27 protein-coding genes are annotated in these 23,356 nt (G+C 48.6%); 17 read left to right on the top strand and 10 right to left on the bottom strand.

What is annotated here, in order from left to right; translation table 11 throughout:
• Positions 1-243 precede the first annotated feature (243 nt).
• The gene (locus AC4IE7_RS02195; RefSeq protein WP_490775160.1) at positions 244-885 is read left to right on the top strand and encodes a hypothetical protein; all 642 of its coding nucleotides are present in this window, start codon (positions 244-246) and stop codon (positions 883-885) included.
• Positions 886-1,034: 149 nt separating this feature from the next.
• Here the strand turns inward: AC4IE7_RS02195 and AC4IE7_RS02190 are convergent, their stop codons facing one another.
• Positions 1,035-1,409 (bottom strand): helix-turn-helix domain-containing protein, encoded by a 375-nt coding sequence (locus AC4IE7_RS02190; protein WP_490775159.1) that lies wholly within the window; start codon positions 1,407-1,409, stop codon positions 1,035-1,037.
• Positions 1,410-1,648: 239 nt separating this feature from the next.
• Between AC4IE7_RS02190 and lgt the strand changes: the two genes are divergently transcribed.
• From lgt to folA, 3 genes are read left to right on the top strand one after another with little or no spacing between them, the layout of a single operon-like run.
• A complete protein-coding gene (gene lgt / locus AC4IE7_RS02185) occupies positions 1,649-2,494 on the top strand; it encodes a prolipoprotein diacylglyceryl transferase (RefSeq protein WP_490775219.1) in 846 nt (281 codons plus the stop codon).
• Positions 2,495-2,551: 57 nt separating this feature from the next.
• Entirely contained in the window at positions 2,552-3,346 is a 795-nt protein-coding gene (locus AC4IE7_RS02180; protein ID WP_490775158.1) for a thymidylate synthase, read from the top strand.
• Positions 3,347-3,374: 28 nt separating this feature from the next.
• Positions 3,375-3,863 carry a type 3 dihydrofolate reductase gene (gene folA / locus AC4IE7_RS02175; RefSeq protein ID WP_490775157.1) on the top strand — a complete coding sequence of 163 codons (489 nt, stop codon included), beginning with the start codon at positions 3,375-3,377 and terminating at the stop codon, positions 3,861-3,863.
• Positions 3,864-3,945: 82 nt separating this feature from the next.
• Here folA and AC4IE7_RS02170 read toward each other — a convergent pair whose 3' ends face one another.
• Entirely contained in the window at positions 3,946-4,776 is an 831-nt protein-coding gene (locus AC4IE7_RS02170; RefSeq protein ID WP_490775156.1) for a symmetrical bis(5'-nucleosyl)-tetraphosphatase, read from the bottom strand.
• A 114-nt stretch (positions 4,777-4,890) separates the two neighbouring features.
• Positions 4,891-5,274, bottom strand: coding sequence for a Co2+/Mg2+ efflux protein ApaG (gene apaG, locus AC4IE7_RS02165; protein WP_490775155.1), 384 nt, complete (start codon positions 5,272-5,274; stop codon positions 4,891-4,893).
• A gap of 516 nt (positions 5,275-5,790) precedes the next feature.
• Here apaG and AC4IE7_RS02160 point away from each other — a divergent pair.
• Both AC4IE7_RS02160 and AC4IE7_RS02155 read left to right on the top strand, forming a co-directional pair.
• Positions 5,791-6,261, top strand: a complete 471-nt coding sequence (locus AC4IE7_RS02160; RefSeq protein ID WP_490775154.1) for an ankyrin repeat domain-containing protein — start codon at positions 5,791-5,793, stop codon at positions 6,259-6,261.
• Between the two features lie 130 nt (positions 6,262-6,391).
• Positions 6,392-6,547, top strand: coding sequence for a hypothetical protein (locus tag AC4IE7_RS02155; protein WP_490775153.1), 156 nt, complete (start codon positions 6,392-6,394; stop codon positions 6,545-6,547).
• A 70-nt stretch (positions 6,548-6,617) separates the two neighbouring features.
• Here the strand turns inward: AC4IE7_RS02155 and coq7 are convergent, their stop codons facing one another.
• The gene (gene coq7, locus AC4IE7_RS02150) at positions 6,618-7,262 is read right to left on the bottom strand and encodes a 2-polyprenyl-3-methyl-6-methoxy-1,4-benzoquinone monooxygenase (RefSeq protein ID WP_490775152.1); all 645 of its coding nucleotides are present in this window, start codon (positions 7,260-7,262) and stop codon (positions 6,618-6,620) included.
• 46 nt (positions 7,263-7,308) lie between these two features.
• Positions 7,309-8,505, bottom strand: coding sequence for a (Fe-S)-binding protein (locus AC4IE7_RS02145; protein WP_490775151.1), 1,197 nt, complete (start codon positions 8,503-8,505; stop codon positions 7,309-7,311).
• A 238-nt stretch (positions 8,506-8,743) separates the two neighbouring features.
• Here AC4IE7_RS02145 and AC4IE7_RS02140 point away from each other — a divergent pair, with 238 nt between their 5' ends.
• From AC4IE7_RS02140 to AC4IE7_RS02090, 11 genes are all read left to right on the top strand, one after another.
• Complete coding sequence (locus tag AC4IE7_RS02140) at positions 8,744-9,052, top strand: (2Fe-2S) ferredoxin domain-containing protein (protein ID WP_490775150.1); 309 nt, start codon at positions 8,744-8,746, stop codon at positions 9,050-9,052.
• 332 nt (positions 9,053-9,384) lie between these two features.
• The gene (locus tag AC4IE7_RS02135; protein WP_490775149.1) at positions 9,385-11,211 is read left to right on the top strand and encodes an Ig-like domain-containing protein; all 1,827 of its coding nucleotides are present in this window, start codon (positions 9,385-9,387) and stop codon (positions 11,209-11,211) included.
• Positions 11,212-11,423: 212 nt separating this feature from the next.
• The gene (locus tag AC4IE7_RS02130) at positions 11,424-12,239 is read left to right on the top strand and encodes an ABC transporter ATP-binding protein (RefSeq protein ID WP_490775148.1); all 816 of its coding nucleotides are present in this window, start codon (positions 11,424-11,426) and stop codon (positions 12,237-12,239) included.
• The gene (gene mlaE, locus AC4IE7_RS02125; protein WP_490775218.1) at positions 12,236-13,018 is read left to right on the top strand and encodes a lipid asymmetry maintenance ABC transporter permease subunit MlaE; all 783 of its coding nucleotides are present in this window, start codon (positions 12,236-12,238) and stop codon (positions 13,016-13,018) included. Before AC4IE7_RS02130 ends, mlaE begins: the two co-directional genes overlap by 4 nt.
• 2 nt (positions 13,019-13,020) lie before the next feature.
• Positions 13,021-13,500 (top strand): outer membrane lipid asymmetry maintenance protein MlaD, encoded by a 480-nt coding sequence (gene mlaD / locus AC4IE7_RS02120; protein WP_490775147.1) that lies wholly within the window; start codon positions 13,021-13,023, stop codon positions 13,498-13,500.
• Positions 13,490-13,825 carry an STAS domain-containing protein gene (locus AC4IE7_RS02115; protein WP_490775146.1) on the top strand — a complete coding sequence of 112 codons (336 nt, stop codon included), beginning with the start codon at positions 13,490-13,492 and terminating at the stop codon, positions 13,823-13,825. Before mlaD ends, AC4IE7_RS02115 begins: the two co-directional genes overlap by 11 nt.
• 208 nt (positions 13,826-14,033) lie before the next feature.
• Positions 14,034-14,360 carry a thioredoxin TrxA gene (gene trxA, locus AC4IE7_RS02110; RefSeq protein WP_490775145.1) on the top strand — a complete coding sequence of 109 codons (327 nt, stop codon included), beginning with the start codon at positions 14,034-14,036 and terminating at the stop codon, positions 14,358-14,360.
• Between the two features lie 178 nt (positions 14,361-14,538).
• The gene (gene rho / locus AC4IE7_RS02105; RefSeq protein ID WP_490775144.1) at positions 14,539-15,795 is read left to right on the top strand and encodes a transcription termination factor Rho; all 1,257 of its coding nucleotides are present in this window, start codon (positions 14,539-14,541) and stop codon (positions 15,793-15,795) included.
• 316 nt (positions 15,796-16,111) lie between these two features.
• Positions 16,112-16,765, top strand: coding sequence for an N-acetylmuramate alpha-1-phosphate uridylyltransferase MurU (gene murU / locus AC4IE7_RS02100; RefSeq protein ID WP_490775143.1), 654 nt, complete (start codon positions 16,112-16,114; stop codon positions 16,763-16,765).
• 22 nt (positions 16,766-16,787) lie between these two features.
• On the top strand, positions 16,788-18,206 hold the full coding sequence (locus AC4IE7_RS02095; RefSeq protein WP_490775142.1) for a glutamate-cysteine ligase family protein: 1,419 nt from the start codon (positions 16,788-16,790) through the stop codon (positions 18,204-18,206).
• A gap of 15 nt (positions 18,207-18,221) precedes the next feature.
• Positions 18,222-19,262, top strand: a complete 1,041-nt coding sequence (locus AC4IE7_RS02090; RefSeq protein WP_490775141.1) for a M14 family metallopeptidase — start codon at positions 18,222-18,224, stop codon at positions 19,260-19,262.
• 23 nt (positions 19,263-19,285) lie between these two features.
• Here the strand turns inward: AC4IE7_RS02090 and AC4IE7_RS02085 are convergent, their stop codons facing one another.
• The 5 genes from AC4IE7_RS02085 to AC4IE7_RS02065 all read right to left on the bottom strand — a co-directional run bounded on the left by AC4IE7_RS02085 (position 19,286) and on the right by AC4IE7_RS02065 (position 23,089).
• Positions 19,286-19,981: a YdcF family protein gene (locus AC4IE7_RS02085; protein ID WP_490775140.1), complete on the bottom strand. Its 696-nt coding sequence runs from the start codon at positions 19,979-19,981 to the stop codon at positions 19,286-19,288.
• A 74-nt stretch (positions 19,982-20,055) separates the two neighbouring features.
• On the bottom strand, positions 20,056-21,030 hold the full coding sequence (lipA, locus tag AC4IE7_RS02080; RefSeq protein ID WP_490775139.1) for a lipoyl synthase: 975 nt from the start codon (positions 21,028-21,030) through the stop codon (positions 20,056-20,058).
• Entirely contained in the window at positions 21,017-21,664 is a 648-nt protein-coding gene (gene lipB, locus AC4IE7_RS02075) for a lipoyl(octanoyl) transferase LipB (RefSeq protein ID WP_490775138.1), read from the bottom strand. Before lipB ends, lipA begins: the two co-directional genes overlap by 14 nt.
• 5 nt (positions 21,665-21,669) lie before the next feature.
• A complete protein-coding gene (locus AC4IE7_RS02070) occupies positions 21,670-21,936 on the bottom strand; it encodes an HP0495 family protein (protein WP_490775137.1) in 267 nt (88 codons plus the stop codon).
• 4 nt (positions 21,937-21,940) lie between these two features.
• Entirely contained in the window at positions 21,941-23,089 is a 1,149-nt protein-coding gene (locus AC4IE7_RS02065; protein WP_490775136.1) for a D-alanyl-D-alanine carboxypeptidase family protein, read from the bottom strand.
• Positions 23,090-23,356 lie beyond the last annotated feature (267 nt).

Raw genomic sequence — 23,356 nt, 5'->3', positions numbered from 1 at the left:
GATCCTGGTGGCCCACAAGCAAGTCTCTTGATATCACCCAAACCAGGGTGATTAGATGAGTGAAAAGTAGATTTTCAACAGCTAATTTCACCTCTTTTTCTACCACTTCCTGGTATCTCTTACAGAGCTCTGCACAATCCATGCTAAAGGTATGGTTTTTTAAAGAAATCCCAATTGTCGCCGCCTATCTTATTACGATTGTGCTTGCACGATTTTGTATGGATAGGGTGACAGGAGAGGTCGATGAACAAGCGCCTGGGATTGATGCTTGGCTTGATATTTTTACCTATGCCAGGGTTTGCGAATGATTCAACGCTGAGCGTGAGACTGGGTAGTTTGGGGTTTGGTATTGAAGCGGGGATAAACCTGACCGATCAGTTTTCTGCCCGTTTAGGGTTGAATCGATATGATCTGGAGTTCGACGAGCGCGTCGACGGCATTGAATATGATCTTGATCTTGAAATGCGCAGCATATCGCTACTTGCTGACTGGCACCCCTTTGAGTCATCTTTTCGCTTTACAGCAGGAGTGTTTCGAAATAACTCTGAAATCACTGGCGCAACTCGATACGCGATCACAACCATAGGTGACACTGTCTATCGGGATGTAGGGCTGGAAGCTGATCTGGATTTCAGATCTTTTGCACCGTATTTTGGTTTGGGTTGGGAGACAGGCTTATTTAACGCTCATGGCTGGGGCTTCAATGTGGATCTTGGATTATTGTATCAGGGTTCCGGAAGCGTGAACTTAACAGCCACAGGGTCAGCTGCTGACCTGGTTGATCCCAATGATCTTGCACTGGAAGAGCAGCGCTTCGAAGAGGATATCGAAGACTTCAAGTACTACCCTGTTTTCTCTTTTGGGGTCTCTTACAGGTTTAAGTAGAGTGGCTGTCCATAAGTCGATATAAACAGCAGTTCAAATCCATCTGTGCATTGGCTGAAATCCTCATCGGATTGCCAATGAATAGAGTATAGAACCAGGGAATCTTGAGCACCGGGACGCCAAAAGAGCATCCCGGTATTGAAGGGGAGCTATTTCTTGTTCGAGTGAAGCAAAACCTGTTCAAATATATTTCTTTTGATCCGGCTACGTATCGGTTCAGGCAGATTATGCCAGGCTTTAGCGACCTCGATGGACTCATCATCCACTACTGTCGAAGAGTTTTCTCCGAACATCAGCCAAGCTGGATTAACATCCAAAACTTGAGCGATCTCGTCGATTTTTCTGGGGCGCAGGCTTTTACCGTTCTCTATCTTCTGGATCACGGCCTGGTTAGTGCCAGCACGAAGCGCCAGCTCCTCTTGCGTCCAGCCTCTTTCCCGTCGTTTTCTGCGTAATCTAGAGCCTAGAGTATCCATTTCCCGCGGTATATAAGTTTCAAATTTTTGTGCGTGTACGTAGCTCATTGTCCTTCCCGTTGGATGCCAAAAGGTTATTGCATCATCTTGTACCTGGTAGCGGCGCAGCCAACAAAAACTTGACACTTTGAATTTGTACGTCACGGCGCTTGTGAAATTAATTCCAGTACAGGGGAATTGTGTGACAAGCATCACAGCATACTATCATGGCTTGTGTGTCGGGAAATGGTTGATTTACAAAAAATTGTCACATTGGAGAATGGGATTCCTGTGATAATATGCCTGCCATGCTGACCTACCCCGACATTGAACCTGTGCTACTGACCCTGGGGTCAGTCAATATCTATTGGTATGGCGTGATGTATATCATCGGCTTCTTTGGGGGGTGGTGGCTCGGGCGGGTGCGCGTGGGTAAGCCTGGCATTGTCTGGAGTGCGCCTCAGGTGGACGACATCGTCTTCTACATCGTGCTTGGGGTTGTATTGGGTGGGCGAGTCGGTTACCTCCTGTTCTATGATTTAGAGAGTTTTTTAGGAAACCCGCTCATAATTTTCATGGTTTGGGAAGGCGGTATGGCCTTTCATGGCGGCCTGGTTGGTGTTTTGTTAGCGATGTGGTTTTTTGCCCATAAAGAGGGGCATACTTTTTTTGATGCAACTGATTTTATTGCACCGTTGGTGACCATTGGTCTGGGTGCTGGGCGACTGGGTAACTTTATCAACGCTGAGCTATGGGGAGGCGTAACCAATCTCCCATGGGGGATGCGGGTACCTTGTGTCGAGGCAGATAGTCTGTGTGCCAGGCTGGGGTTGAGTCCCGATGCGGTTTACTCTCCCCCTGTACATCCAAATCAACTCTATGAGTTCCTGTTGGAGGGCGTGCTGCTGTTTCTGATCCTATGGATTTTTTCTTCCAAGGCCAGGCCAAGAATGGCGGTTTCCGGTCTATTTCTGATCTGTTACGGTATTTTCCGCTTTGGCATTGAGTTTGTACGCATGCCGGATCTACATATCGGCTATCTGGCATTTGGCTGGTTGACCATGGGTCAGTTGTTGAGCCTACCTATGGTTTTATTTGGTATTCTGCTGTTCTATCTGGCCTACAGACCCATCGTCAGCCGTTCCCAGGCTTGAACCTCTGAACCTAACCGATTATGGTGCCGGTTGTTAATCAGACCTTTAGGCAATAGCATGCAACAGTACCTTGATCTTATGCGCCATGCGCGCGATAACGGTGCCACCAAAGAAGATAGAACAGGCACTGGTACCCGAAGCATATTTGGCTATCAGATGAGGTTTAATCTGCAGCAGGGTTTTCCACTGCTCACCACAAAAAAACTCCACCTGAGATCAATTATTCATGAATTATTGTGGTTTCTTCAGGGAGATACCAATATCCGCTACCTGAAGGAGAATGGTGTCAGAATCTGGGATGAGTGGGCAGATGAGAATGGTGATCTTGGGCCTGTTTATGGCTATCAATGGCGGTCGTGGCCGGCGCCTGACGGTGGACATATCGATCAGATCAGTCAGCTGGTTCAACAGATCAAGCAGAATCCAGACTCACGGCGACTGATTGTCTCTGCCTGGAATCCCGCGCAGGTCGACACCATGGCGCTCCCCCCCTGTCACTGCTTATTTCAGTTCTATGTGGCGGAGGGGCGACTCTCTTGTCAGCTCTATCAGCGCAGTGCGGACATTTTTCTTGGTGTGCCGTTTAATATCGCCTCATATGCACTGCTGACCATGATGATGGCTCAGGTAACAGGATTGAAGCCTGGGGAGTTTGTGCATACATTTGGCGATGCTCATCTCTATCTCAATCACCTCGAACAAGTAGAATTACAGCTTGCCCGCGAAACCAGAAATTTACCCAGAATGTCGATCAATCCAGAGGTAACGGATATTTTTGCTTTTCGCTTCGAGGATTTTGAATTAACCGATTACGACCCGCATCCACATATCAAGGCACCGGTAGCCGTTTGATATTTTGTCCATATTATAAGGAGTGCAAGTGTCCGTAATCTCTCTTATTGCAGCAGTGGCCCGGAATGGGGTGATTGGTCACCAGAATCGCTTGCCCTGGCACCTGCCCGCCGATCTGCAACACTTTAAGTCCCTGACCCTGGGGAAGCCGATAGTGATGGGGCGAAATACCTGGGAATCATTACCGGGTCTGCTACCGGGCAGGCAGCATATCGTTATAACCCGAAACCCAGACTATCAGGCGCCTGGTGGTCAAGTGGTGCACTCCGTGGATGAAGCTTTGGCGGCAGTGGCGGGTGTACCTGAGGTGATGATTGTTGGGGGTGGTCATCTCTATTCCGAGATGATGCCAAGAGCGGATCGTCTCTATCTGACACTGGTCGATGCTGATGTGGAAGGTGATGCTTATTTCCCTGAGATTGAACGGAGTCAATGGCGGGAGGAGAATCGAGAAGAACACCTTGCAGATGAAAAGAACACCTTTAGCTATTCATTTGTGAATCTGGTGCGTAAATAGACTTTCGGGGAGATGATCTTCTGGGTCTGAATGAATGGATTCTCTTCAACCTGGAATCGACAGTCAACTGCAGATTCCAGGTTTAACCGCTCCGCCTGGATGAGCAGGGCAGGTGATAAGGTTTTGGTGGCTTGTGCTTCCTGATTCGAAGTGCAGTGAGTTGTCCACCCCAAAAGCAGCCACTATCCAGAGACCACACATTGTTGATTTGGCGGTAACCCAGGGTAGACCAGTGACCAAACAGGATGCGGTCATTTCTGGTTTTTCTTCCAGCAATGGCATACCAGGGAATTGAGCCGTTAAGGTGCTGCTCCGGCGGTCCTTTATCCCGCATCGCGAGATGGCCATCCTTAGTGCAATATCTAAGGCGAGTAAAACAATTGGTAATGAAGCGCAATCTCTCTATGCCGCGTAAACCTTCTTTCCAGATGTCAGGTTTATTGCCATACATGTTTTGGCAGTAGTCATGAAAACCAGGGCCCCTGAGGGTCGACTCAAGTTCAGCAGCACATTTTAAAGCTCGGTTGAGATCCCATTGTGGCGGTAACCCCGCATGAATCATGCTATAGCCCCTTTTGGGGTGGTGATACATCACCGGGCGATGACGTAACCACTCAATCAGTTCACCGCTGTCGTGGGCATCGAGGATCTCTGCAAGGCTACCATGTTTCTGATGACTGGTATTACCTTGAGAAAGCGCAAGAAGATGCAGGTCATGGTTGCCTAAAACTGAAACCGCACGGCTCCCCAGAGATTTGATGAAACGGATAACCTGAAGTGATTTAGGACCTCTATTGACCAGGTCTCCGGCAAACCAGAGCTTATCTTTGGCGGGGTCGAAATGTATCAGCTCCAACAGGCGCTGAAGCTCATCATAACAACCCTGTACATCCCCAATTGCATAAATAGCCATAGTTAACTTTTATTTTTTATTAGTGGTTTGACTGGTGGTGTAATAGTGAGTTCAGCGCGTCTGTTTATATGAAACTACATGTTTGACTATTGGATAGTGATATTTCTGATTGGATCAATGCAGGCTGCCTGGACGTGCAAGTGAGAAGGCAGGGATTAAGGCGTCGAAATGGTTGCCTTGTGCATCGATCATGTCATAGCTTCCCTGCATGCTGCCGACAGGCGTGTCGAGTACAGTACCGCTTGTGTAGCGAAATGTCTCTCCTGGATTGAGATGTGGTTGCTCACCGACTACCCCTTCACCCCGGACTTCCTGCGTTTTGCCATTGGCATCGGTAATGATCCAGTGACGATTCATCAATCGCGCCGAAGAGTCGCCTTCGTTGCGAATGGTTACCGTATAGGAAAAGACATACCTCTGTTCCTTGGGTAGTGATTGAGATTCGATGTATCGTGTCTCAACCTGAACTTCGATATCGTGCTTCGTTTCCTCTTCCATTTTTCTCAAACCTGGCCGTTATTTATTTTGGTACTGCAAAGGATAAAACCTGAATCTGCTGGACTAAGCTGGCTCATTGCGCAAGTTGTCTACTCCTGAAGTTAAAAAAACCGCTCAAACTATGGATGAAGCTAAGGTTATTCTCCCATACCTGAAAACCAAGGTCTGACACTCTGCTTCCATCATGAACCCACTGTTTCAGGTTAAAGATTACTGAGGCGCAGAGGGGAGTGCAACGGCTAGTGGGAGAAAGATTATTGTTCAATAGCCTCTTCAAAGAGTTGGGTCTATTTCCATGAGATTGGTTCAGGTTTGCTGTAATGAGCAGAATATTACCTGAACAAGGCTATTCAAGGTGCCGGGTTAATACTACCACAAGATAGCCTGTGCAAATGGCGTCGATCACTGGCTTGGCGTTGTCTGCTGGAAAAAATCAGTGGTTCATGCATGACATTTCAAGAAATAAATTCGGATGCCGATATGGTTTGCAGGGAATGTGATAGGAATTTGACTCAAATGAGAGTGGGTTTATTGATATTGATGTTGCTCGTCACCCAAATGGGTATGTCTGCTGAGCTTACCTCGGAGGCTCAGGCTCTGCTTGCGGCTGGGACGTTGGGGCAAGTGGAGCGGGTCAATGATCTGCTATCCCAAGGGGTTGATGCTAATAGTACTAACCCTTCCGGTCGATCTGCTCTGCATATGGCAGCTTTTAATGGAAACCTGCAGACGGTGCGTGCTTTGTTAGCCGCGGGTGCTGATGTCAATTTGGCTGATAAATCTGGCCAGACCCCGCTAATTGATGCGGCAGCATTCGGTCACCTGGAGGTGGTTAGGTTGTTGATTCAACGCGGTGCTGATGTCAATGCAGCAGATCAGGCTGGCAATACGCCGCTGGGGCTGGCTAATCGGGGAAAGCATACTCAAGTGTCAGCTCTGCTGAGTGAAATGGGTGCTACAGAAAGTGCGGCTAAAGATCAGAAGTAATCTTGTGAGTTGATATCACAAAGGAAGGTATTTGGTTTATTCGGGTGCAACAACGTGATGAATGTCAAAGTAAACATTGTAATGTACACGAATAATTAATAGTAAGTCATTGATTGAGAAAGTAAGAGATATGAATAGACAGCATCCACATCATAAACCGGATTTCTTTGCCGTGGTGGTGGTGTTGGTCATGATTGGCTTTGGGTTGACACTGGCTGTCCAGGTCAGCGCCATCGATCGGCATGAGGTTGTTCACAGTGAGGTTTCTCAGGCTAAAGCTGGATAGACCGAAGAGATCCAATTTTTTTCAAATGAATTGTTTCAAAAAGAGTCTGTTTTCGGCAAGACGCTCCTGTTTATAGGTAGAAGACCGATTTCGTCATCACTTTTGATGTAAGTTTCATGGCGGCCCTGATGGGCTGAGGTAGAGTGGCTCCACCGGCTTCCAGTGCCATCACAGCATGCTGAGCTTCATCGATTTTCATCTGCTCCAGCACAGCATGACTTTTTTCGTCTTGCGGTGGGATTCTACTGATATGGTCATCCAGGTGGGATTCAACCTGATGCTCGGTTTCAGCAACAAAACCCAAACTCCATTTGTCTCCTGCTATTCCTGCGGCTGCGCCTAGCATGAATGAGCTGGCATACCAGAAAGGGTTCAGCAGGCTTTTTCGATTGTCGAGTTCAAGCAGTCGATTCTCGCACCAGGCAAGATGATCGTTCTCCTCTTGTGCGGCCCTCTCCATGCGTTCTCTCACCTCAGGCAGACGGGCTGTCAAGGCTTGGCCTTGGTAGAGGGCTTGGGCGCATACCTCGCCGGTATGGTTGATACGCATCAGTCGAGCAGTCAGATCCCGCTCCTGGTCACTCAGATCTGCTTCTTTGAGCTTATCTGCTGGATTCTTCCGTTCAGTGACCTGAGGTCTGCCAAACAGGGTCCTCACCGCGGTATCCAGACCGATCATCAGTTGATCAGTCATTTTGAATTTTCGTTCAGTCATCAGCAAACCATAGCGTCAATTGCAGGGTGTGTTCAACCCTGTTTGATTATCCTTTCGGGTTGTCGTTCCACTGATTTAGAATCAATTCAATTGGGTGAAAAACTTCAATTGAGAGATCTGCCTCCTTGATCAGTTGTCGAAACTGCATGGCGCAGCCAGTATTGGTAGTGATCAGGAGGTCAGCGCCAGAGGCTTTCAAACTGTCGATTTTAGCCTGTCCGAGCCGCAATGAGAGTTCTGGTTGGGTCAGCATGTAACTGCCGGCGGCACCACAGCAAAGACCATTTTCCTCTAGTTCAAACAGTTGTAGGTCAGGAATCTTACTCAATAACTCCCGAGTCCGGTCACTGCGCGCGGAGCAGGGTATGTGTATGGCGGCCTTTTTGTGTAGTGATTTCAGGGGAGGAAAATCACCGACAGGCAGCTGTAGAAGAAGATCTGTGACTGAGATCAGAGGAAGGTTGCTGGCGCTCTGCTCATCAAGCTCAAGATGGCAAGCTGTGGCTATGGTTAGCAGATATTGTGCGCTGCTTCTGAGGGTTTGCTGGCGGACGGTGTCACAGTGTTGTTCTGCATCGGCAGCATAGCCATTGTGGCGGTGGAGTGCGCCACAGCAAGAGTCTTCTACAGGTATGTCAACTGCGTAACCAAGCCTGCTCAGTATCTGTAGAGTGCTTTGGATCAATCTATCTTCAACTTGAGACCCCACACAACCAGTAAACAACTGAACACTCCGGCCTGTGGGCTTTGATGCGGGGTAAAAACCGGCTCGATGGCTGGGTTTTGATGGTAGATGATCGGCAATAGAGAGCAGTCGACGAATTCGTGGTAGAGGCAGGTAACTTGCCAGAGCAACCAACCCGGAGCGGCGAAATATCTGGAAAACTCTATTCCAAATGTTAATGCGTCTGACACTGGATAATTGATCGATAACAGATTTCAGCAGATATCTGTGGTGGTGTTTTGTCGTGATCACTTCCCGGCTGGTATCCAGCAGTTTGCCGTAACGAACGCCGGATGGGCATGCGGATTCACAGGCGCGACAACTGAGGCATCGATCAAGATGTATTTCGATATTCGAATGGAGATCGATCTCCTCTCTGACCAATGCCTGAATCAGACTGATCCTGCCGCGGGGAGAATCAGCCTCGCTGGCCAGCAGGCGATAGGTAGGGCATACAGGTAGGCAGAGACCGCATTTTACGCAACGGTCTGCTTCAGCAAGCAGGTCTTCTGGTGTCACAATGGGTAGAGTTATAGGGAAAGATCACCATTTTACCTGAATTTTCGTGAGAGTTGGAGACGACTTACAGATTTATATGAAAATAGGGATGAAGGCGTCAGAAATTGTGGATATAGGTCAATCTCATCTGCTTTACTTGGTTGTGAAGCGAATAACGCTTAAGATTCCCAAAGAGATTATGGCCTTTTAGAGTGGAACTCAAAGGTCATAGTGTTCATTACATAGACGAGGCCACCCTATGTCCTACTATCGCTACCATCTTTTCTTCTGTGTCAATCAGCGAGAGGATGGACGTGCCTGCTGTGGAGAACACGGTGCAAAATCGATGCGCGACTATCTGAAGGCGAAGGTTAAGGAGGCGGGTCTGAATGGGCCTGGGGGGGTCAGGGTGAATACAGCCGGTTGTCTTGATCGCTGCGATCTGGGGCCGGTGATGGTTATCTATCCCGATGCGGTCTGGTATACCTATGTAGATCGTGAGGATATTGATGAGATCCTGCAGCGACATCTTATCAACGGGGAGAGGGTTGAAAGATTGGCTGTATGATCTTCCTGTCTGGTGAAGGTATAGAGTAGAAACATAGCCTGAATCAGTTGGTAAATTGGCGCTACGGGAATTATATTCCCGTAAAGGTGTTTTGATTTTTTCTAAAGCGCTAACTGATGCTGCCGCTATGATGTAGAAGCCGAGGATTGAGTGATTTAAGTGGCTTGCAATCCCTGATGCAAAAGCGTGACCTGTGTTTGTATTAAGGTGAAAAAATTGCCATTTGATTGCTTATAATTCCTTGCAATAGTCGAGTGTTTGTATACTATTAAGAAATTAGTCTAAGTATCCTTCCTTAATGGACTGTTTCGTATGGGATTTTGGAGTTTGCCATGTCAGGTTTAGCCCGGGTTGTCACCCCTTTTATTCTTATGTTCCTGCTTGCTGCCTGCGGTGGTGGTGATGCTGAGACACCTTGGGATGGCACTGGGGGTACTACTGATGGGACTGGTGACACAATTGATGATGTGGGTGCAGATCAGGCGACTATCTACCTTGGCAACGGATCAGGATCCTCGTTTGAAATTGGCGAGCTGAATGTTGCAGTCGCATCTCTGTCTGCAGGTGGCCAGACTTCAGTCAGGGCAACACTCGCAGATTTAGAAGGCAACCTTTATCAGGATGTTGCCTCAGTCGCTTTCTCCACAGATTGTTTGGCTTCTGGATTGGCGACCATAGATACAACCGTAGACACAACTGATGGGGTGGTAACCGCAACTTATATTGCTCAAGGCTGTTCCGGTACAGATACTATACGTGCTACTGCAACAGTAAATGGTAATACCTCAACAGCAACAGGAAACGTGAATATCCAGCCTGCTGAGATCGGTTCCATGCAGTTTGTCTCTTCTGAGCCTTCTGTTATCGGTATCCGTGGCGTAGGCCTGACAGAGGTATCAAAAGTCTCATTTCAAGTGCTTGATACCAATGGTAACCCAGTTTCTCAGCAAGTGGTTAATTTTTCACTGAATTCTGATATTGGTGGGGTTTCAATACCGCCAGGTTCTGAGAAATCTACAAGTGATATCAATGGTATTGTAAGGACAGATGTTAAGTCTGGTACTGTACCTACTACTGTTCGTGTTACAGCTTCACTTGAGACCAATTCACTGATTTCAACCCAATCAGATGGGCTGGTAATCTCAACGGGTGTATCAGATCAAAACAGTATCTCTCTTAGTGCTGAAATATTGAATCCAGAAGGGATGGATTACGACGGTACAGAGGTAGATGTTACCGTTCATGCTGCTGATCACTTCAATAACCCAGTACCAGATGGGACGGCGGTTTACTTTACTACTGAGGGTGGGCAGATTCAGTCGCAGTGCCAGACAGACGATGGGGCCTGTACGGTAGTTTGGACCAGTTCTAATCCCAGACCCTTGGAAGATTTGCTACCTGGTGGCATGGGACGAGTGACGATTCTGGCTACGATGTTGGGTGAAGAGTCATTCGTTGATGCTAACGGTAATGGCGTTCTGGATAGTGGAGATACTCCGTTTGCCTCTATTCCAGAGGCCTATCGTGATGATAACGAGGATGGTGTCCGAGATCCGGTTACCGAAGAGTTCGTCGACTTTAATGCCAATAACATCTATGACGGTAGCAATGTGGATCCAAACTATAATGGCGCGCTATGTTGCGACGCTAGTGCTGTAACAGAGGCTGAGCAGGCTGTTGCATCCGGTGAGGATCCGGGGGTTTGCTTTGGGGTTACCCCGGTAACTATCGTTACATGTAGCGCAGAAAAGAACATCAATGTTCGTGATAGTTTAGTGCTTGCTATGTCTGAATCATTTCCTGTTATTTTGTATGAAGGGCAGGATGTAAATGTCAGTGGAGGATTTTTAGAGATCAATCTTCCAGGTGGTCTTTCGAGTTATATTTTTACTATAAGAGGTGCAGTGTATGGTCAGGTTATGCCCGCCGGGACAAGAATCACTTTCACCACAACAAATGGCAAGATAGAAACAAATAGCTCTTTTGAGGTCCCAAGTACTAACGCTAATGCCGGTCTAAATTCTGATGTTGTTGACTACAGGGTTGCATTTACACCAACGATCAACAGGCAGGAAGGGGATGAGACCGGTATCCTGACGATAACAGTTACGACCCCTCTCGGTACAACATCAAATGGTTATGTAGTTATTAACGACTAAATAACCTTTTATACATTAAAACCTGCCTGTCTCAGGCAGGTTTTTTTATGTCTAGATATCCTGTGTATATTGATTTGGACAAGAACTTTTATTATAAGGTTGAGTTGTTATTTTTGTATTAAGTACTACTGTTTCCTTGACGCCCACGTATCTCATCGACACAATGAACCAAATGATTTCCAACCAGCAAGCATGATGCTCAGACAATCATTGTGAACAGTGCACACCCCCTCGTCAAAATTAGAGATCTCCACTTCTACCATGGAGATCGCCCCATATTCCAAGGGATGGATATCGACATTCCCAGGGGCAAGGTCACCGCGATCATGGGGCCCAGTGGGACAGGTAAGACCACCTTACTGAAATTGATCGGCGGCCAGCTGCGACCCTCCAAGGGCACCATCGAAGTGGATGGTGAGAATGTCCATAAACTCTCACGAAAGGCGCTCTATAAGCTGCGTATGCGAATGGGGATGCTGTTTCAGAGTGGGGCACTCCTGACCGATCTTACTGTCTACGATAACGTTGCCTATCCTTTGCGTGAACACACCAACCTTCCGGAATCTATGATCCGACGTCTGGTGTTGATGAAGCTGGAGGCCGTTGGCCTGCGCGGTGCACGGGATTTGATGCCCTCCGAGCTGTCCGGTGGTATGGCAAGAAGAGTAGCGCTCTCGCGGGCTATATCCCTTGATCCAATGATGGTGATGTATGACGAGCCTTTCACCGGACAGGATCCCATATCCATGGGCGTGTTGGCTCAATTGGTGAGACGATTGAATGATGCGGTTGGCTTGACCAGCATCCTGGTTTCTCATGATGTAGAAGAGACGGCAGGTATATCAGATCTGATTTATGTGATCTCTGGCGGAAAGGTGATTGAGTCCGGCTCCCCTGATGCCTTGATGGGCTCCGATTCACCGGCTGTGAAACAGTTCATGAGCGGATTGCCAGATGGACCTGTCGGCTTTCACTATCAGGCACCGACTTTGTCAGAAGACCTGTTGAGCATGAGAGGGGCGGGATAGTGTTTGATCTATTGGCCAATTTCGGACGCGTAGGGCTTGGTGCCCTGGAAAGACTTGGACGAGGTCATCTACTACTGGTTCAGATCCTTTTCGGCTTGACCAGTCTGCTGCCCCGTTTAAAGCTTTTAGCTGCACAGATCCACAGTATCGGCGTACGCACCACGACAATTATCGTGGTCTCAGGTCTGTTCGTAGGTATGGTGCTGGGGCTGCAGGGCTACTATGTGCTGTCACAGTTTGGCGCCGAGGATAGTTTGGGTGTGATGGTGGCAGCGTCCCTGGTGCGTGAGCTGGGGCCTGTTGTTACCGCATTACTGTTTGCAGGGCGTGCCGGGTCAGCTTTGACTGCTGAAATCGGCCTGATGAAGGCGACTGAGCAGCTGTCAGGTCTGGAGATGATGGCGGTTGATCCGATTCGTCGCATCTTGTCGCCGCGATTCTATGCCGGTTTTTTATCCATGCCTCTATTGGCCGCCATGTTCAGTGCGATAGGGGTTATCGGTGGCTATTTCGTCAGTGTGGGTCTATTGGGTGTTGATGATGGGGCCTTCTGGAGTCAAATGCAGTCGAAGATCGACTGGAATGAAGACGTCCTCAATGGCGTAATCAAAAGCTTTGTGTTCGGGTTCGTATGCGCCTGGATAGCACTTTTTCAGGGATACGATGCGATCCCGACGTCGGCGGGTGTCAGTCAGGCGACTACCCGGACGGTTGTTCATTCAGCGTTGGCTGTGCTGGTGCTGGATTTTGTACTGACGGCGTTGATGTTTGGAGAATAATCATGCAGACAAAACAGTTGGAAATTACCGTCGGTTTCTTTATGGCGTTGGGCCTTGTGGCGCTCTTTTTTCTGGCGATGCAGGTGAGTAATCTTGCCAGTATTTCAGCAAATGAAGGTTATAAGATAACCGCCCGTTTCGATAATATCGGCGGTTTGAAGGTCAGGTCTCCGGTATCAATGGCTGGTGTAAGGGTGGGTCGTGTCGCTGGAATTACCTATGATCAGAGTAGCTTTGAGGCGGTAGTGACTCTCGCTATAGATCCTGAGTTCAATCAGATTCCAGATGACAGTATCGCTAAGATATACACTTCAGGTCTGCTGGGTGAGCAGTATATCGGTCTTGATCCTGGTGGCAGTCTTGAGAGTCTGGAGCAGGGAAGTGAATTGATGATGACCCAGTCTGCACTGGTTCTGGAAGAGATTATCGGACAATTTCTCTTCAGCAAGGCTGAGGAGAACGCAATCTCCGATGAGCCTTGAAGCCGTGAGTGAAGCAAGGATAGAAAAAGCAGACGGATCTCAATTTCAAGTGCATGGCGCGATGACATTCGAACATGCAAAGGTTCTGTTGCAACAGTCAGAAAAGTTGTTTGTTGCTCTACCAGAGATCGAAATCGATCTTTCTCAGGTCGAAAAAGCGGACAGTGCGGGTCTTGCATTGATGCTGGAATGGATGGCCTGGGCTGCAGAGCGGGAAACTAAGGTCAGTTTTATCGGTGTGCCTGAGGCTATTCTATCAATAGCCCACTTATGCCAGATTGAATCCCTGCTTGATGGTTATATCGCCCATCCGAGTCAGGTTTAAATGGAATTTTGTCAATTAATGTCGGGTTATTAACATTTAGGCCTTGAAATGTGATCATTTTTAAGATTCAATATTCAATCCTATCCAGTTGTTCCCCTCGATATAGTTAATTCGTCTCACGGTGTGTCACTGGATTCAAACAGATTAATAGTGGCGGATAGCATCCGTTCAAAAAATCCCCAAGCATTCAGTTGGAGATCCTCAATCAATGAGTGAGCAGATTGTTCATATAACTGACGACTCTTTTGAGTCTGACGTACTTCAATCAAGTCAGCCAGTTCTGATCGACTACTGGGCCGAGTGGTGTGGTCCATGTAAGATGATTGCCCCAGTACTGGATGAAATCGCTAAGGAATACGGCGATAAGCTAAAGGTGGCTAAACTTAATATTGACGAGAACCCCAACACCCCGCCCCGTTATGGGATCCGTGGTATACCAACCTTGATGCTTTTCAAGAATGGTGAAGTTGAGGCGACTAAAGTCGGGGCCGTATCAAAATCACAACTTGTGGCATTCATCGATAGTAATTTATAGATAGAGCTCAGGTGCAGGACGTATCACCACTGTCTGCCAGCTTCCGATCATTGTAGACTCCTCGCACTGTTCAGGCCTGAACTGATAAAGAATCAAAATATATAGTAATCAACAATCCCGGAACGGGCCTATTTCCTTCCAAACTCATTTCTCAGACAACAACAACTCCTAAATCATTATGAACCTTACCGAATTAAAGAAAATGCCTGTGCCAGCACTGGCTGACCTTGCAACAACCATGAAAATAGAGGGTATGGCGAGGACCCGCAAGCAGGATCTGATCTTCGCTATTCTCAAAGCCCACGCAAAAAAGGGTGAAAGCATCTTCGGTGATGGGGTGTTGGAGATTCTCCAGGATGGGTTTGGTTTTCTGCGTTCTGCAGACAGCTCCTATCTCGCCGGTCCTGATGATATCTACGTCTCGCCGAGTCAGATTCGTAGATTCAGTCTACGTACAGGCGATACCATCTCCGGTAAAATTCGTCCTCCTAAGGATGGTGAGCGTTACTTCGCGCTGTTGAAGGTTGATAAAATCAACTACGACAAACCGGAGAATGCGAAAAGTAAAATTCTATTCGAGAACTTTACTCCACTGTTTGCCAATCAGCGTTTTCATCTGGAGATTGGTAATGGCAGCACCGAGGATATTACCGCTCGAACCATCGATCTGTGTGCGCCAATTGGTAAAGGACAACGCGGCTTGATCGTCTCCCCGCCAAAAGCGGGTAAGACAATGATGTTACAAAATATCGCCCAGTCGATCACCAATAATCACCCAGAGTGTTATGTGATGGTATTGCTAATCGATGAACGCCCTGAGGAGGTCACGGAAATGGCCCGCTCGGTACGCGGGGAAGTCATTTCGAGTACCTTTGATGAACCGGCTACCCGACATGTTCAGGTTGCTGAAATGGTAATTGAGAAGGCCAAACGGTTAGTCGAACACAAGAAGGATGTGGTGATTCTACTTGATTCCATTACTCGTCTGGCGCGTGCCTACAATACGGTAATTCCTTCCTCAGGTAAGGTATTGACTGGTGGTGTCGACGCGAATGCACTACATCGCCCAAAACGCTTTTTTGGTGCTGCCCGAAACGTCGAGGAGGGTGGCTCTCTGACCATTCTTGCCACAGCGCTGGTAGATACAGGCTCTCGTATGGATGATGTAATCTATGAAGAGTTTAAAGGCACTGGCAATATGGAAGTCCATCTTGATCGACGTATCGCAGAAAAACGTATCTTCCCTGCAATAAACATAAATCGTTCTGGTACCCGCCGCGAAGAGTTGCTGATGAAGCCGGATGAGCTGCAGAAGATGTGGATTCTGCGCAAGATACTTCATCCTATGGACGAATTGGCAGCGATGGAATTCCTTTTTGATAAGCTGAAAGTCAGTAAGACTAACGATGAGTTCTTTGATGCCATGAAGGGCTGAAAATAGACTATTAGGCCGTCGGGCTTGTAGCAATAAAAAATGGGGGCCTAAAGCCCCCATTTTTTATTGCCTGTTTATTTTATCTCACTGCCTTAACCTAAAAAGATCAGCTGGACAGAATGAAGAGGCGATTTGGGTTTTTGGTTTAATCAGACTGTGTCATTGAAGAGGCAACAACCAGTGGATTCTCTGCGGCTATACTTTAGACAGAGTGTAGCTAAGGTCGAGGCAAGAGGTTACAGTTTGGCTTTTAAGGCGTGTTGTTTTGTTTAAAGTAGTCTGAAAATACTCTGTTTGTTGTTGGGTTAAATAATTAATGAAAGCCATGATTCTGGCCGCTGGCCGTGGCGAGCGCATGCGGCCATTGACCGACAAGTTGCCAAAACCTCTGTTACCCGTGGCTGGAAAGCCACTTATTGTTCATCATATCGAAAAGCTCGCGGCTGCCGGCTATCGGGAATTGGTGATCAATCATGCCTATCTGGGGGAGATGATCGAAGCTCACCTGGGTCGGGGTGATCAGTGGGGGGTTGATATTCACTACTCTGCTGAAGGCAAAGCCCTGGAGACTGGGGGTGGTATTTTCAAGGCACTCTCCCTATTGGGTGAGGCGCCGTTTGTTGTGATCAATGGGGATGTCTGGTGTGATTTTGATCTTTCCGGCCTCTCACTTTCGGTTAATGACCTAGCGCATTTGGTTATGGTTCCAAATCCTGGTCACAATCCACGAGGGGACTTTTACTTACAGGGCAACCGGATCTCAGAGCATCAAGGAGAGTGTCTGACATTCAGCGGTATTGGTGTCTACCACCCCAGGCTTTTTGAGGGCTGTCGCTGCGAAGCTTTTCCTTTGGCACCTCTGATACGCAGAGCGATATCTCAGAGTGGTGTTTCAGGTGAACGTTACAACGGCAACTGGGTTGATGTAGGAACACCGGAGCGATTACGCGCACTGGAACAGGATATGTAGCACCACACTAAATGGGCAAATCATGGGTCAGGAGATCTATTCCAGCAACTTTTCAGAATCAGACTTCGCAGAGTTTCAGCGGCGACTGATATCTGAAACCCGTCTTCTTGACGAGTGGTTCATGGATGGCTTGATCGGTGATCAGGGTCAGATCGGGGGATTGGAGCTCGAAGCTTGTATACTCGATAGTCAAGGTAATCCAGCGCCGCTCAACCAGGTTTTGCTGCAAGGCTTGGATAAGCGGTATGTGGTGCCAGAACTGGCAACCTTTAATCTGGAAATCAACACAACCCCCCGTTCCCTGAGGCAGGGTGCTTTAAACGAGATGTACCAGGAACTACTGGGCATCTGGCAAGAGTGCAACCAGCAAGCTGAAAAATTTTCAGATCAAATGGGGATGTTTGGCATATTGCCCACCCTTCGCCAAGCAGATCTCAGTCTGGAAAATATGTCACCGCTGAACCGCTATCGGGCGTTGAATGATCAAGTATTCAAGTTACGTAATGGGCAGCCGGTTGAACTGCATATTGATGGTCCTGAGTCACTCGACCTTTGTCATGATGATGTGATGCTTGAATCGGCGGCAACCTCTTTTCAAATCCACCTGCAGGTGGCTGTCAGCCAGGCTGCAAAACTCTATAATCTGTCTAAGATCGTCTCTGCTCCGATGGTTGCATTGAGTGCTAACTCACCCTACCTGTTTGGTCGGAATCTCTGGGATGAGACAAGAATTCCTCTCTTCGAACAGTCAATTTCGGTGGGGGCTTCCGATTTGACCAAGCGAGTCAGTTTCGGGATTCGCTTTATCTACCAGTCTATGATGGAGAGTTTTCGAGCCAATTTGCAGCGCTATCCCGTCCTGCTTCCCCGGTTATTGGATGAGCCAATTGAAAAACTGGCTCATTTGCGACTGCACAATGGCACCATTTGGCGCTGGAACCGTCCCTTGATCGGCTTTGATAAAAACAACAAGATCCATCTCCGTATTGAGCATCGGGTTGTGCCTGCTGGCCCCAGCATGCCGGATATGATTGCCAATGCCGCTTTCTATTTTGGCCTTGTAACCGGTCTGGCTGAACGATATGAGCGGCCTGAAGAAGAGATGGGATTTATTCGCGCGCGTAGTAATTTCTATCAGGCTGCCAGGTATGGTTTGCGATCCCAACTCTATTGGTTTGGCTGGCAGCGTCTTCCTGCTGCACAGTTGATTGGCGAACAGCTGTTACCTATTTCAAAAGACGGACTGCTTTCACTTGGCATCGATCCTGAGTCAGTCGACCATTGGTTGGAGATTATCCGTAAACGGGTAACTCTGGGTGTCAATGGGGCTATCTGGCAAAAGCAGTGGGTAGCGAAGTATGGAGTGGATATGCAGGGATTGACCAAGGCCTACCTTGAGAGGCAAGAGCGTGGCAAGCCTGTCCATGAATGGGATATTTAGTTTTGTAGAATCAGTATGTTAAAGCAATACGACTACTTACCAGACAAGCTGCTCTCTTTGCAGGCTCATCAACTAGCCGATAGTCTGCCTGGCCCAAGTTTGATTCACCTGCCTGGAAGGAAACAGCCGCCGCTATTTGTTTCCGTATTGATGCATGGCAATGAGCAGGTGGGTTGGGAAGCGATTCGATTGTTGTTGAGACGCTATCAGGGTGGCAAAGAGCTGCCTCGTTCATTGAGTATATTCATTGGGAATGTGTCAGCGGCTACGCGGCATAAGAGGTTGTTGCCGGGGCAACCTGACTATAATCGAGTCTGGCCTGGTAGTGAGCTTGAGGAGAGCCCTGAGAAGCAGATGATGGCTCAGGTGGTTGAAATAATGCGGCAGCGTCAACCCTTCGCCAGTGTCGATGTTCATAACAATACCGGTCTCAATCCTCACTATGCCTGTGTTAACAGATTGCATGGTCCATTTCTGCATCTTGCACTACTTTTTTCCCGCACGGTGGTCTACTTTCTTCGTCCAAAGGGGGTTCAGTCGATGGCATTTGCAGAACTTTGTCCCTCGGTTACCCTAGAGTGCGGCAAAGTGGGCAGTGCATATGGTGTCGAACATGCGTTGCAGTACCTGGAGGCTTGTCTGCACCTGGCGGAGCATCCACTTCACCCTGTTGCACACCAGGATATTGATCTGTTTCATACCGTGGCACAGGTTAAGATAACCAAGGATACCAGTTTCGGCTTTATACCCAATGAGAGCCAGCTGGTATTCGATCCCGATCTCGATCATATGAATTTTCGAGAGTTGCCTGTGGGAACATTCCTCGGATGGGTTAATGGCAGAGGACTTGAAGCACTGGAGGTCAGGGATGAGAGTGGCTCCGATGTGGGCTGTGACTATTTTCATATCGAAGAGGGGCAGCTCTGCCTCAATCGCATGGTAATGCCCTCGATGCTGACAAAAGACCTGGAAGTGATAAGAGAGGATTGTCTCTGCTATCTGATGGAGCGCTATATGGCCCATGTGGATGATGATAATCAAGGGGCCTCTGAATAGTCCTGGCCGAGTTGTTTTCAGGGCTACTTCAGAGAGTACCAAAATTGCCCCAGAAGCTCATGCAGGCCCAGTGAAATGTTCATTGCCGCAGTCATGCTGGGGATGAATCTTTCATAGTTGGGTCGCTCTCCCTGCAGCTGGTATTCAAAGTTGATCGGCGCCGGAATTAACTGCACACCATGGCGCTTGAAAGCATCCGCAGCTCGAGGCATATGTGCAGCATCGGTAATTAATATAACTTTTTTGATATCCAGCCCATCGATGAGCTGGGCAATGTTACGGGCATTCTCCCAGGTGTTTCTACTACGCTTGTCCATATGCTGGACAGATATGCCATAGTCCAGAAGTAGAATCTTTGCTGAGATCTCAGCTTCTGAATCACCCTTGCCACCAGGCTTGCCTCCGCTTGGAATAATCGGTAATCCGGTCTCTCTAGCGATATTTGCAGCATAGCGAAGACGGCTCAACAATCGCAAACTTGCAGTGTCAGATCCATACTCCGGTGCTTCACGGTAGCGCCCTCCTCCAAGAACAACGATTGCCTGAGCCTGATTGTCTTGTATCTGCTGTCTGCTCAGGGGAGGGTGCTTTTGAAGGGTTGAGAAAATCAATTCCCCGGTGATCGGTAGACTCAGTGTTATCTGCAGAAGTAGCGCTATTACAACCAATTTACGACCAAAGGCGGTAGCCCATAGCAGCAAGCCGATAAGGCCAAGCATAAGGGGGCCTGCCGGGGGCAGGATCAAAGTGCTGATTAATTGGGTGTTGAGGCCGTCCACTCTGTTAACTGTGGTTAGGTGTTCAGTAGTGGATTTGCTTGTAGGTCAGCATGGTAGGAGGAGCGCACCATAGGACCACTGGCGACACTGGTGAAGCCCATCTCTTCAGCCATTCTACCCAGTTCTGCAAACTCCTCTGGGGTGACGAATCGATCCACAGGTAAGTGGTCACGACTGGGTTGCAGATACTGACCCAGAGTGAGCATTTCACAGCCATGCTTGCGAAGATTCTGCAATACTTGCAGAACCTCTTCTTGTTTTTCCCCCAGTCCCAGCATCAGTCCCGATTTTGTTGGGACTTTGGGTTGCTCCTGTTTGAATCGCATCAGCAGATCCAGTGAGCCTTGGTAGTCAGCACCTGGGCGGGCCTGACGATAGAGACGAGGCACAGTTTCAAGATTGTGATTGAAGACATCCGGTGCTGACTCAAGTAGTGGCTTTAGGGCTTGTGCTTCACGTCCTCGAAAATCCGGGACCAGGATCTCAATCTTGGTTAGTGGCATCTGTTCACGAATCGCTGCGATGCATTGTGCAAAATGGGCGCCTCCCCCGTCACGGAGATCGTCCCGATCCACCGATGTGATCACAACATATTTGAGTGCCATCGCAGAGATTGCCTCAGCAAGTTGTTGTGGTTCTTGTTGATCCAATGGTTGGGGTTTGCCGTGGGCCACATCGCAAAATGGACAGCGCCGGGTACAGATATCCCCCATGATCATAAAAGTTGCAGTGCCATGCTGAAAACACTCCCCAAGGTTGGGGCAGGCAGCCTCTTCGCAGACAGAACTTAGACCTTTATCGCGCAGTATTCGGCGGATGCGGCTCACATCACGGCCCAAAGGTGCTTTGGCCCGTATCCAGCTGGGCTTTCTCAGGGTGGTTTGGGTTGGTTCGACCTTTACCGGAATACGGGCAAGTTTAGTTTTACCCCGTTGATGACTCTCTGGCTGGGTGCGTGAAGGTGGTAGAAGGTCTTTAGTCGTACTCATTGGGTTCATCCGGATCAACGAAGCTGAGAGTGTAGCCTAAACGCTCCGCCAAGTGTTGCGCCAATTCCCGGCCAAGACTGGGTAAATCTGCATCTATATTCAAGTCAGCTAACTGAGTGACCTGCAGCCCCGGATAGCCACATGGATTGATTCTGCTGAAAGGTTCGAGATCCATATCCACATTGAGGCTGAGCCCATGATAACTGCATCCCCTGCGTACGCGCAGACCAAGAGAGGCGACCTTTGAGGTCTCTATGTAGACGCCTGGTGCATCTTTTCTGGCGTTGGCTTTGAGCCTATGCTCGGCCAGTAAGCTGATTACAGCGGCTTCCAGGTGGGTTACCAGACCACGAACACCTAAATGAGCCCGACGTAGATCGAGTAACAGATAGGCGATGAGTTGTCCTGGGCCGTGGTAGGTGACTTGACCGCCCCGGTCACTGTTGACTATTGGGATATCGCCCGGGTTGAGCAGGTGCTCTGGCTTGCCTGCCTGACCAAGGGTAAAAACAGGGGGATGCTCAAGCAACCAGAGTTGGTCGGGGGAGGAAGGGCCTCGTTGATTGGTGTAGTCCTGCATTGCCTGCCAGGTTTTGGCATAGGGTTGGATACCCAGAGACTTCACCAGCAACATTGCAGTTAAAGTGCCATGACAACTTTTTCGTGGGCACTAAGGTCAACGTAGATTGCATCGAGCTGAGCCTTGCTTTCTGCACGCAGGGTAACGGTAACCGAGACCCATTTACCACCTTTACTGCTACGGCTGTTGACGGCTGTTTCAGTGATACCCGAAGCATGACGACTGATCAACTCCACCACCATCGCCTCGAATCCCGGTTCAGCCTTGCCCATTACCTTGATGGGAAAATCACAGGGAAATTTTAATAGTGTCTCTTCTTCTTCCAACGGGTTACTCCAGCCAGAGAAGGGCGCTGTCTTTTATCTGTTGCCAGAGGTTGCCTTCAGGGATTGTCTTTAGAGCAATCAGAGTGGCGGAGGTAACCGGTTCGCCATCCAGAGTGACCATGACCTTTCCAAGAGATTGCCCCTCTTGTACCGGCGCCATGATCTTGGGTTCGATCTCGAGGTTTGCATCCAGGTTTTTATATTGATGCCTGGGAATAGTCACATTCAGGTCTTCACTCAGACCCAGTGGTAACTTATCACGCGCTCCTTTCCAGATCCTGACCCGATTGAGTGCTTCACCAGCAGCATACAGTTGGTGGGTTTCATAAAAACGAAACCCATAGTTCAACAGACTTTGGCTTGCCTGGGCTCTTGCCTCTTCACTTTTGGTACCCATAATTACGGAGACCAGGCGCATATTCTCTTTCATTGCAGAGGCTACCAGGCAGTATCCTGCTCCCTCGGTATGGCCGGTCTTCATGCCGTCAACGCTACTATCCCGCCACAGCAGTTTATTTCGGTTGTGCTGCTCTATATTATTGAATAAAAAGGATTTCTCTTTGTACCATTGATAATATTCCGGAAACTCATGAATCGTCGCTCTGGCAACCTTGGAAATATCAGCTGCCGTGGTGTAGTGGTTTTTGTGGGGTAGCCCGGTGGAGTTCATAAAGTGGGTATCAACCATTCCCAGGCGCTGAGCGTGATTGTTCATCAATTCAGCAAAGGTGCTTTCACTGCCGGCGATATGTTCTGCAAGTGCTACACAGGCATCGTTGCCGGATTGAATGATCATTCCTTTGATCAGGTCTAACATTTTGACCCGTTTGCCAACTTCGATGAACATCCTCGATCCTGGTGTGCGCCAGGCCTTTTCACTTACCAGCACAGTATCTTCGAGATTAATATTACCCTGCTGTAACTCCCGAAAAATGGTGTAGGCGGTCATGATCTTGGTCAGACTGGCCGGTTCGAGTCGCTTGTCTGAATTTCGTTCGGCAAGGATTTTACCGCTGTGAAAGTCCACCAGCAGATAGCCGGTAGCAGAAACCTCAGGAGGTGCTGGTAAGGGGGTGGCAGCCTGCAAGGGTAGCGAGATTAGAGCTACAAGCCATATGAGCGAGAGGTTGAAATATTGCGCAAGTTGATACATGGGTGTTTTTATTTAATTCGTTAAGTTGGTTCTATTGTAGTGAAGTAGCGGGGCGTTTCATATTGTTTGATGTGAAGTGACCCTCTAGTGTGGTGCGTCATATAAATCCTATATTTAGACAAGGCCAATCTCAGTTTGCGTTTAAATCACCTGCCTCGCCCTGCGGGAAGCCACTCAAGCCGCGATTGCGGCGTTGCACCCCTTGGTAAGGGAACAACCATTACCTGCGGGCTGCGCCTTGCACTCACGGCTTGAGCGGCTTTCTAA

Source organism: Candidatus Thiodiazotropha sp. AKAK3, assembly GCF_058244645.1.
Note: the sequence above shows the minus strand (reverse complement) of the source record. Positions and strands in the feature narration are given on the sequence as shown.

Coding starts and splice junctions, on each gene's coding strand:
- AC4IE7_RS02135 (WP_490775149.1), top strand. CDS start 9,385: ATGTCAGGTTTAGCCCGGGTTGTCACCCCTTTTATTCTTATGTTCCTG.
- lipB (WP_490775138.1), bottom strand. CDS start 21,664: ATGTTGCTGGTGAAGTCTCTGGGTATCCAACCCTATGCCAAAACCTGG.
- mlaD (WP_490775147.1), top strand. CDS start 13,021: ATGCAGACAAAACAGTTGGAAATTACCGTCGGTTTCTTTATGGCGTTG.
- AC4IE7_RS02140 (WP_490775150.1), top strand. CDS start 8,744: ATGTCCTACTATCGCTACCATCTTTTCTTCTGTGTCAATCAGCGAGAG.
- apaG (WP_490775155.1), bottom strand. CDS start 5,274: ATGGAAGAGGAAACGAAGCACGATATCGAAGTTCAGGTTGAGACACGA.
- AC4IE7_RS02065 (WP_490775136.1), bottom strand. CDS start 23,089: ATGTATCAACTTGCGCAATATTTCAACCTCTCGCTCATATGGCTTGTA.
- AC4IE7_RS02155 (WP_490775153.1), top strand. CDS start 6,392: ATGAATAGACAGCATCCACATCATAAACCGGATTTCTTTGCCGTGGTG.
- rho (WP_490775144.1), top strand. CDS start 14,539: ATGAACCTTACCGAATTAAAGAAAATGCCTGTGCCAGCACTGGCTGAC.
- AC4IE7_RS02085 (WP_490775140.1), bottom strand. CDS start 19,981: ATGCTTGGCCTTATCGGCTTGCTGCTATGGGCTACCGCCTTTGGTCGT.
- AC4IE7_RS02160 (WP_490775154.1), top strand. CDS start 5,791: ATGAGAGTGGGTTTATTGATATTGATGTTGCTCGTCACCCAAATGGGT.
- lipA (WP_490775139.1), bottom strand. CDS start 21,030: ATGAGTACGACTAAAGACCTTCTACCACCTTCACGCACCCAGCCAGAG.
- AC4IE7_RS02170 (WP_490775156.1), bottom strand. CDS start 4,776: ATGGCTATTTATGCAATTGGGGATGTACAGGGTTGTTATGATGAGCTT.
- murU (WP_490775143.1), top strand. CDS start 16,112: ATGAAAGCCATGATTCTGGCCGCTGGCCGTGGCGAGCGCATGCGGCCA.
- AC4IE7_RS02180 (WP_490775158.1), top strand. CDS start 2,552: ATGCAACAGTACCTTGATCTTATGCGCCATGCGCGCGATAACGGTGCC.
- coq7 (WP_490775152.1), bottom strand. CDS start 7,262: ATGACTGAACGAAAATTCAAAATGACTGATCAACTGATGATCGGTCTG.
- AC4IE7_RS02190 (WP_490775159.1), bottom strand. CDS start 1,409: ATGAGCTACGTACACGCACAAAAATTTGAAACTTATATACCGCGGGAA.
- AC4IE7_RS02195 (WP_490775160.1), top strand. CDS start 244: ATGAACAAGCGCCTGGGATTGATGCTTGGCTTGATATTTTTACCTATG.
- trxA (WP_490775145.1), top strand. CDS start 14,034: ATGAGTGAGCAGATTGTTCATATAACTGACGACTCTTTTGAGTCTGAC.
- AC4IE7_RS02090 (WP_490775141.1), top strand. CDS start 18,222: ATGTTAAAGCAATACGACTACTTACCAGACAAGCTGCTCTCTTTGCAG.
- lgt (WP_490775219.1), top strand. CDS start 1,649: ATGCTGACCTACCCCGACATTGAACCTGTGCTACTGACCCTGGGGTCA.
- AC4IE7_RS02115 (WP_490775146.1), top strand. CDS start 13,490: ATGAGCCTTGAAGCCGTGAGTGAAGCAAGGATAGAAAAAGCAGACGGA.
- AC4IE7_RS02095 (WP_490775142.1), top strand. CDS start 16,788: ATGGGTCAGGAGATCTATTCCAGCAACTTTTCAGAATCAGACTTCGCA.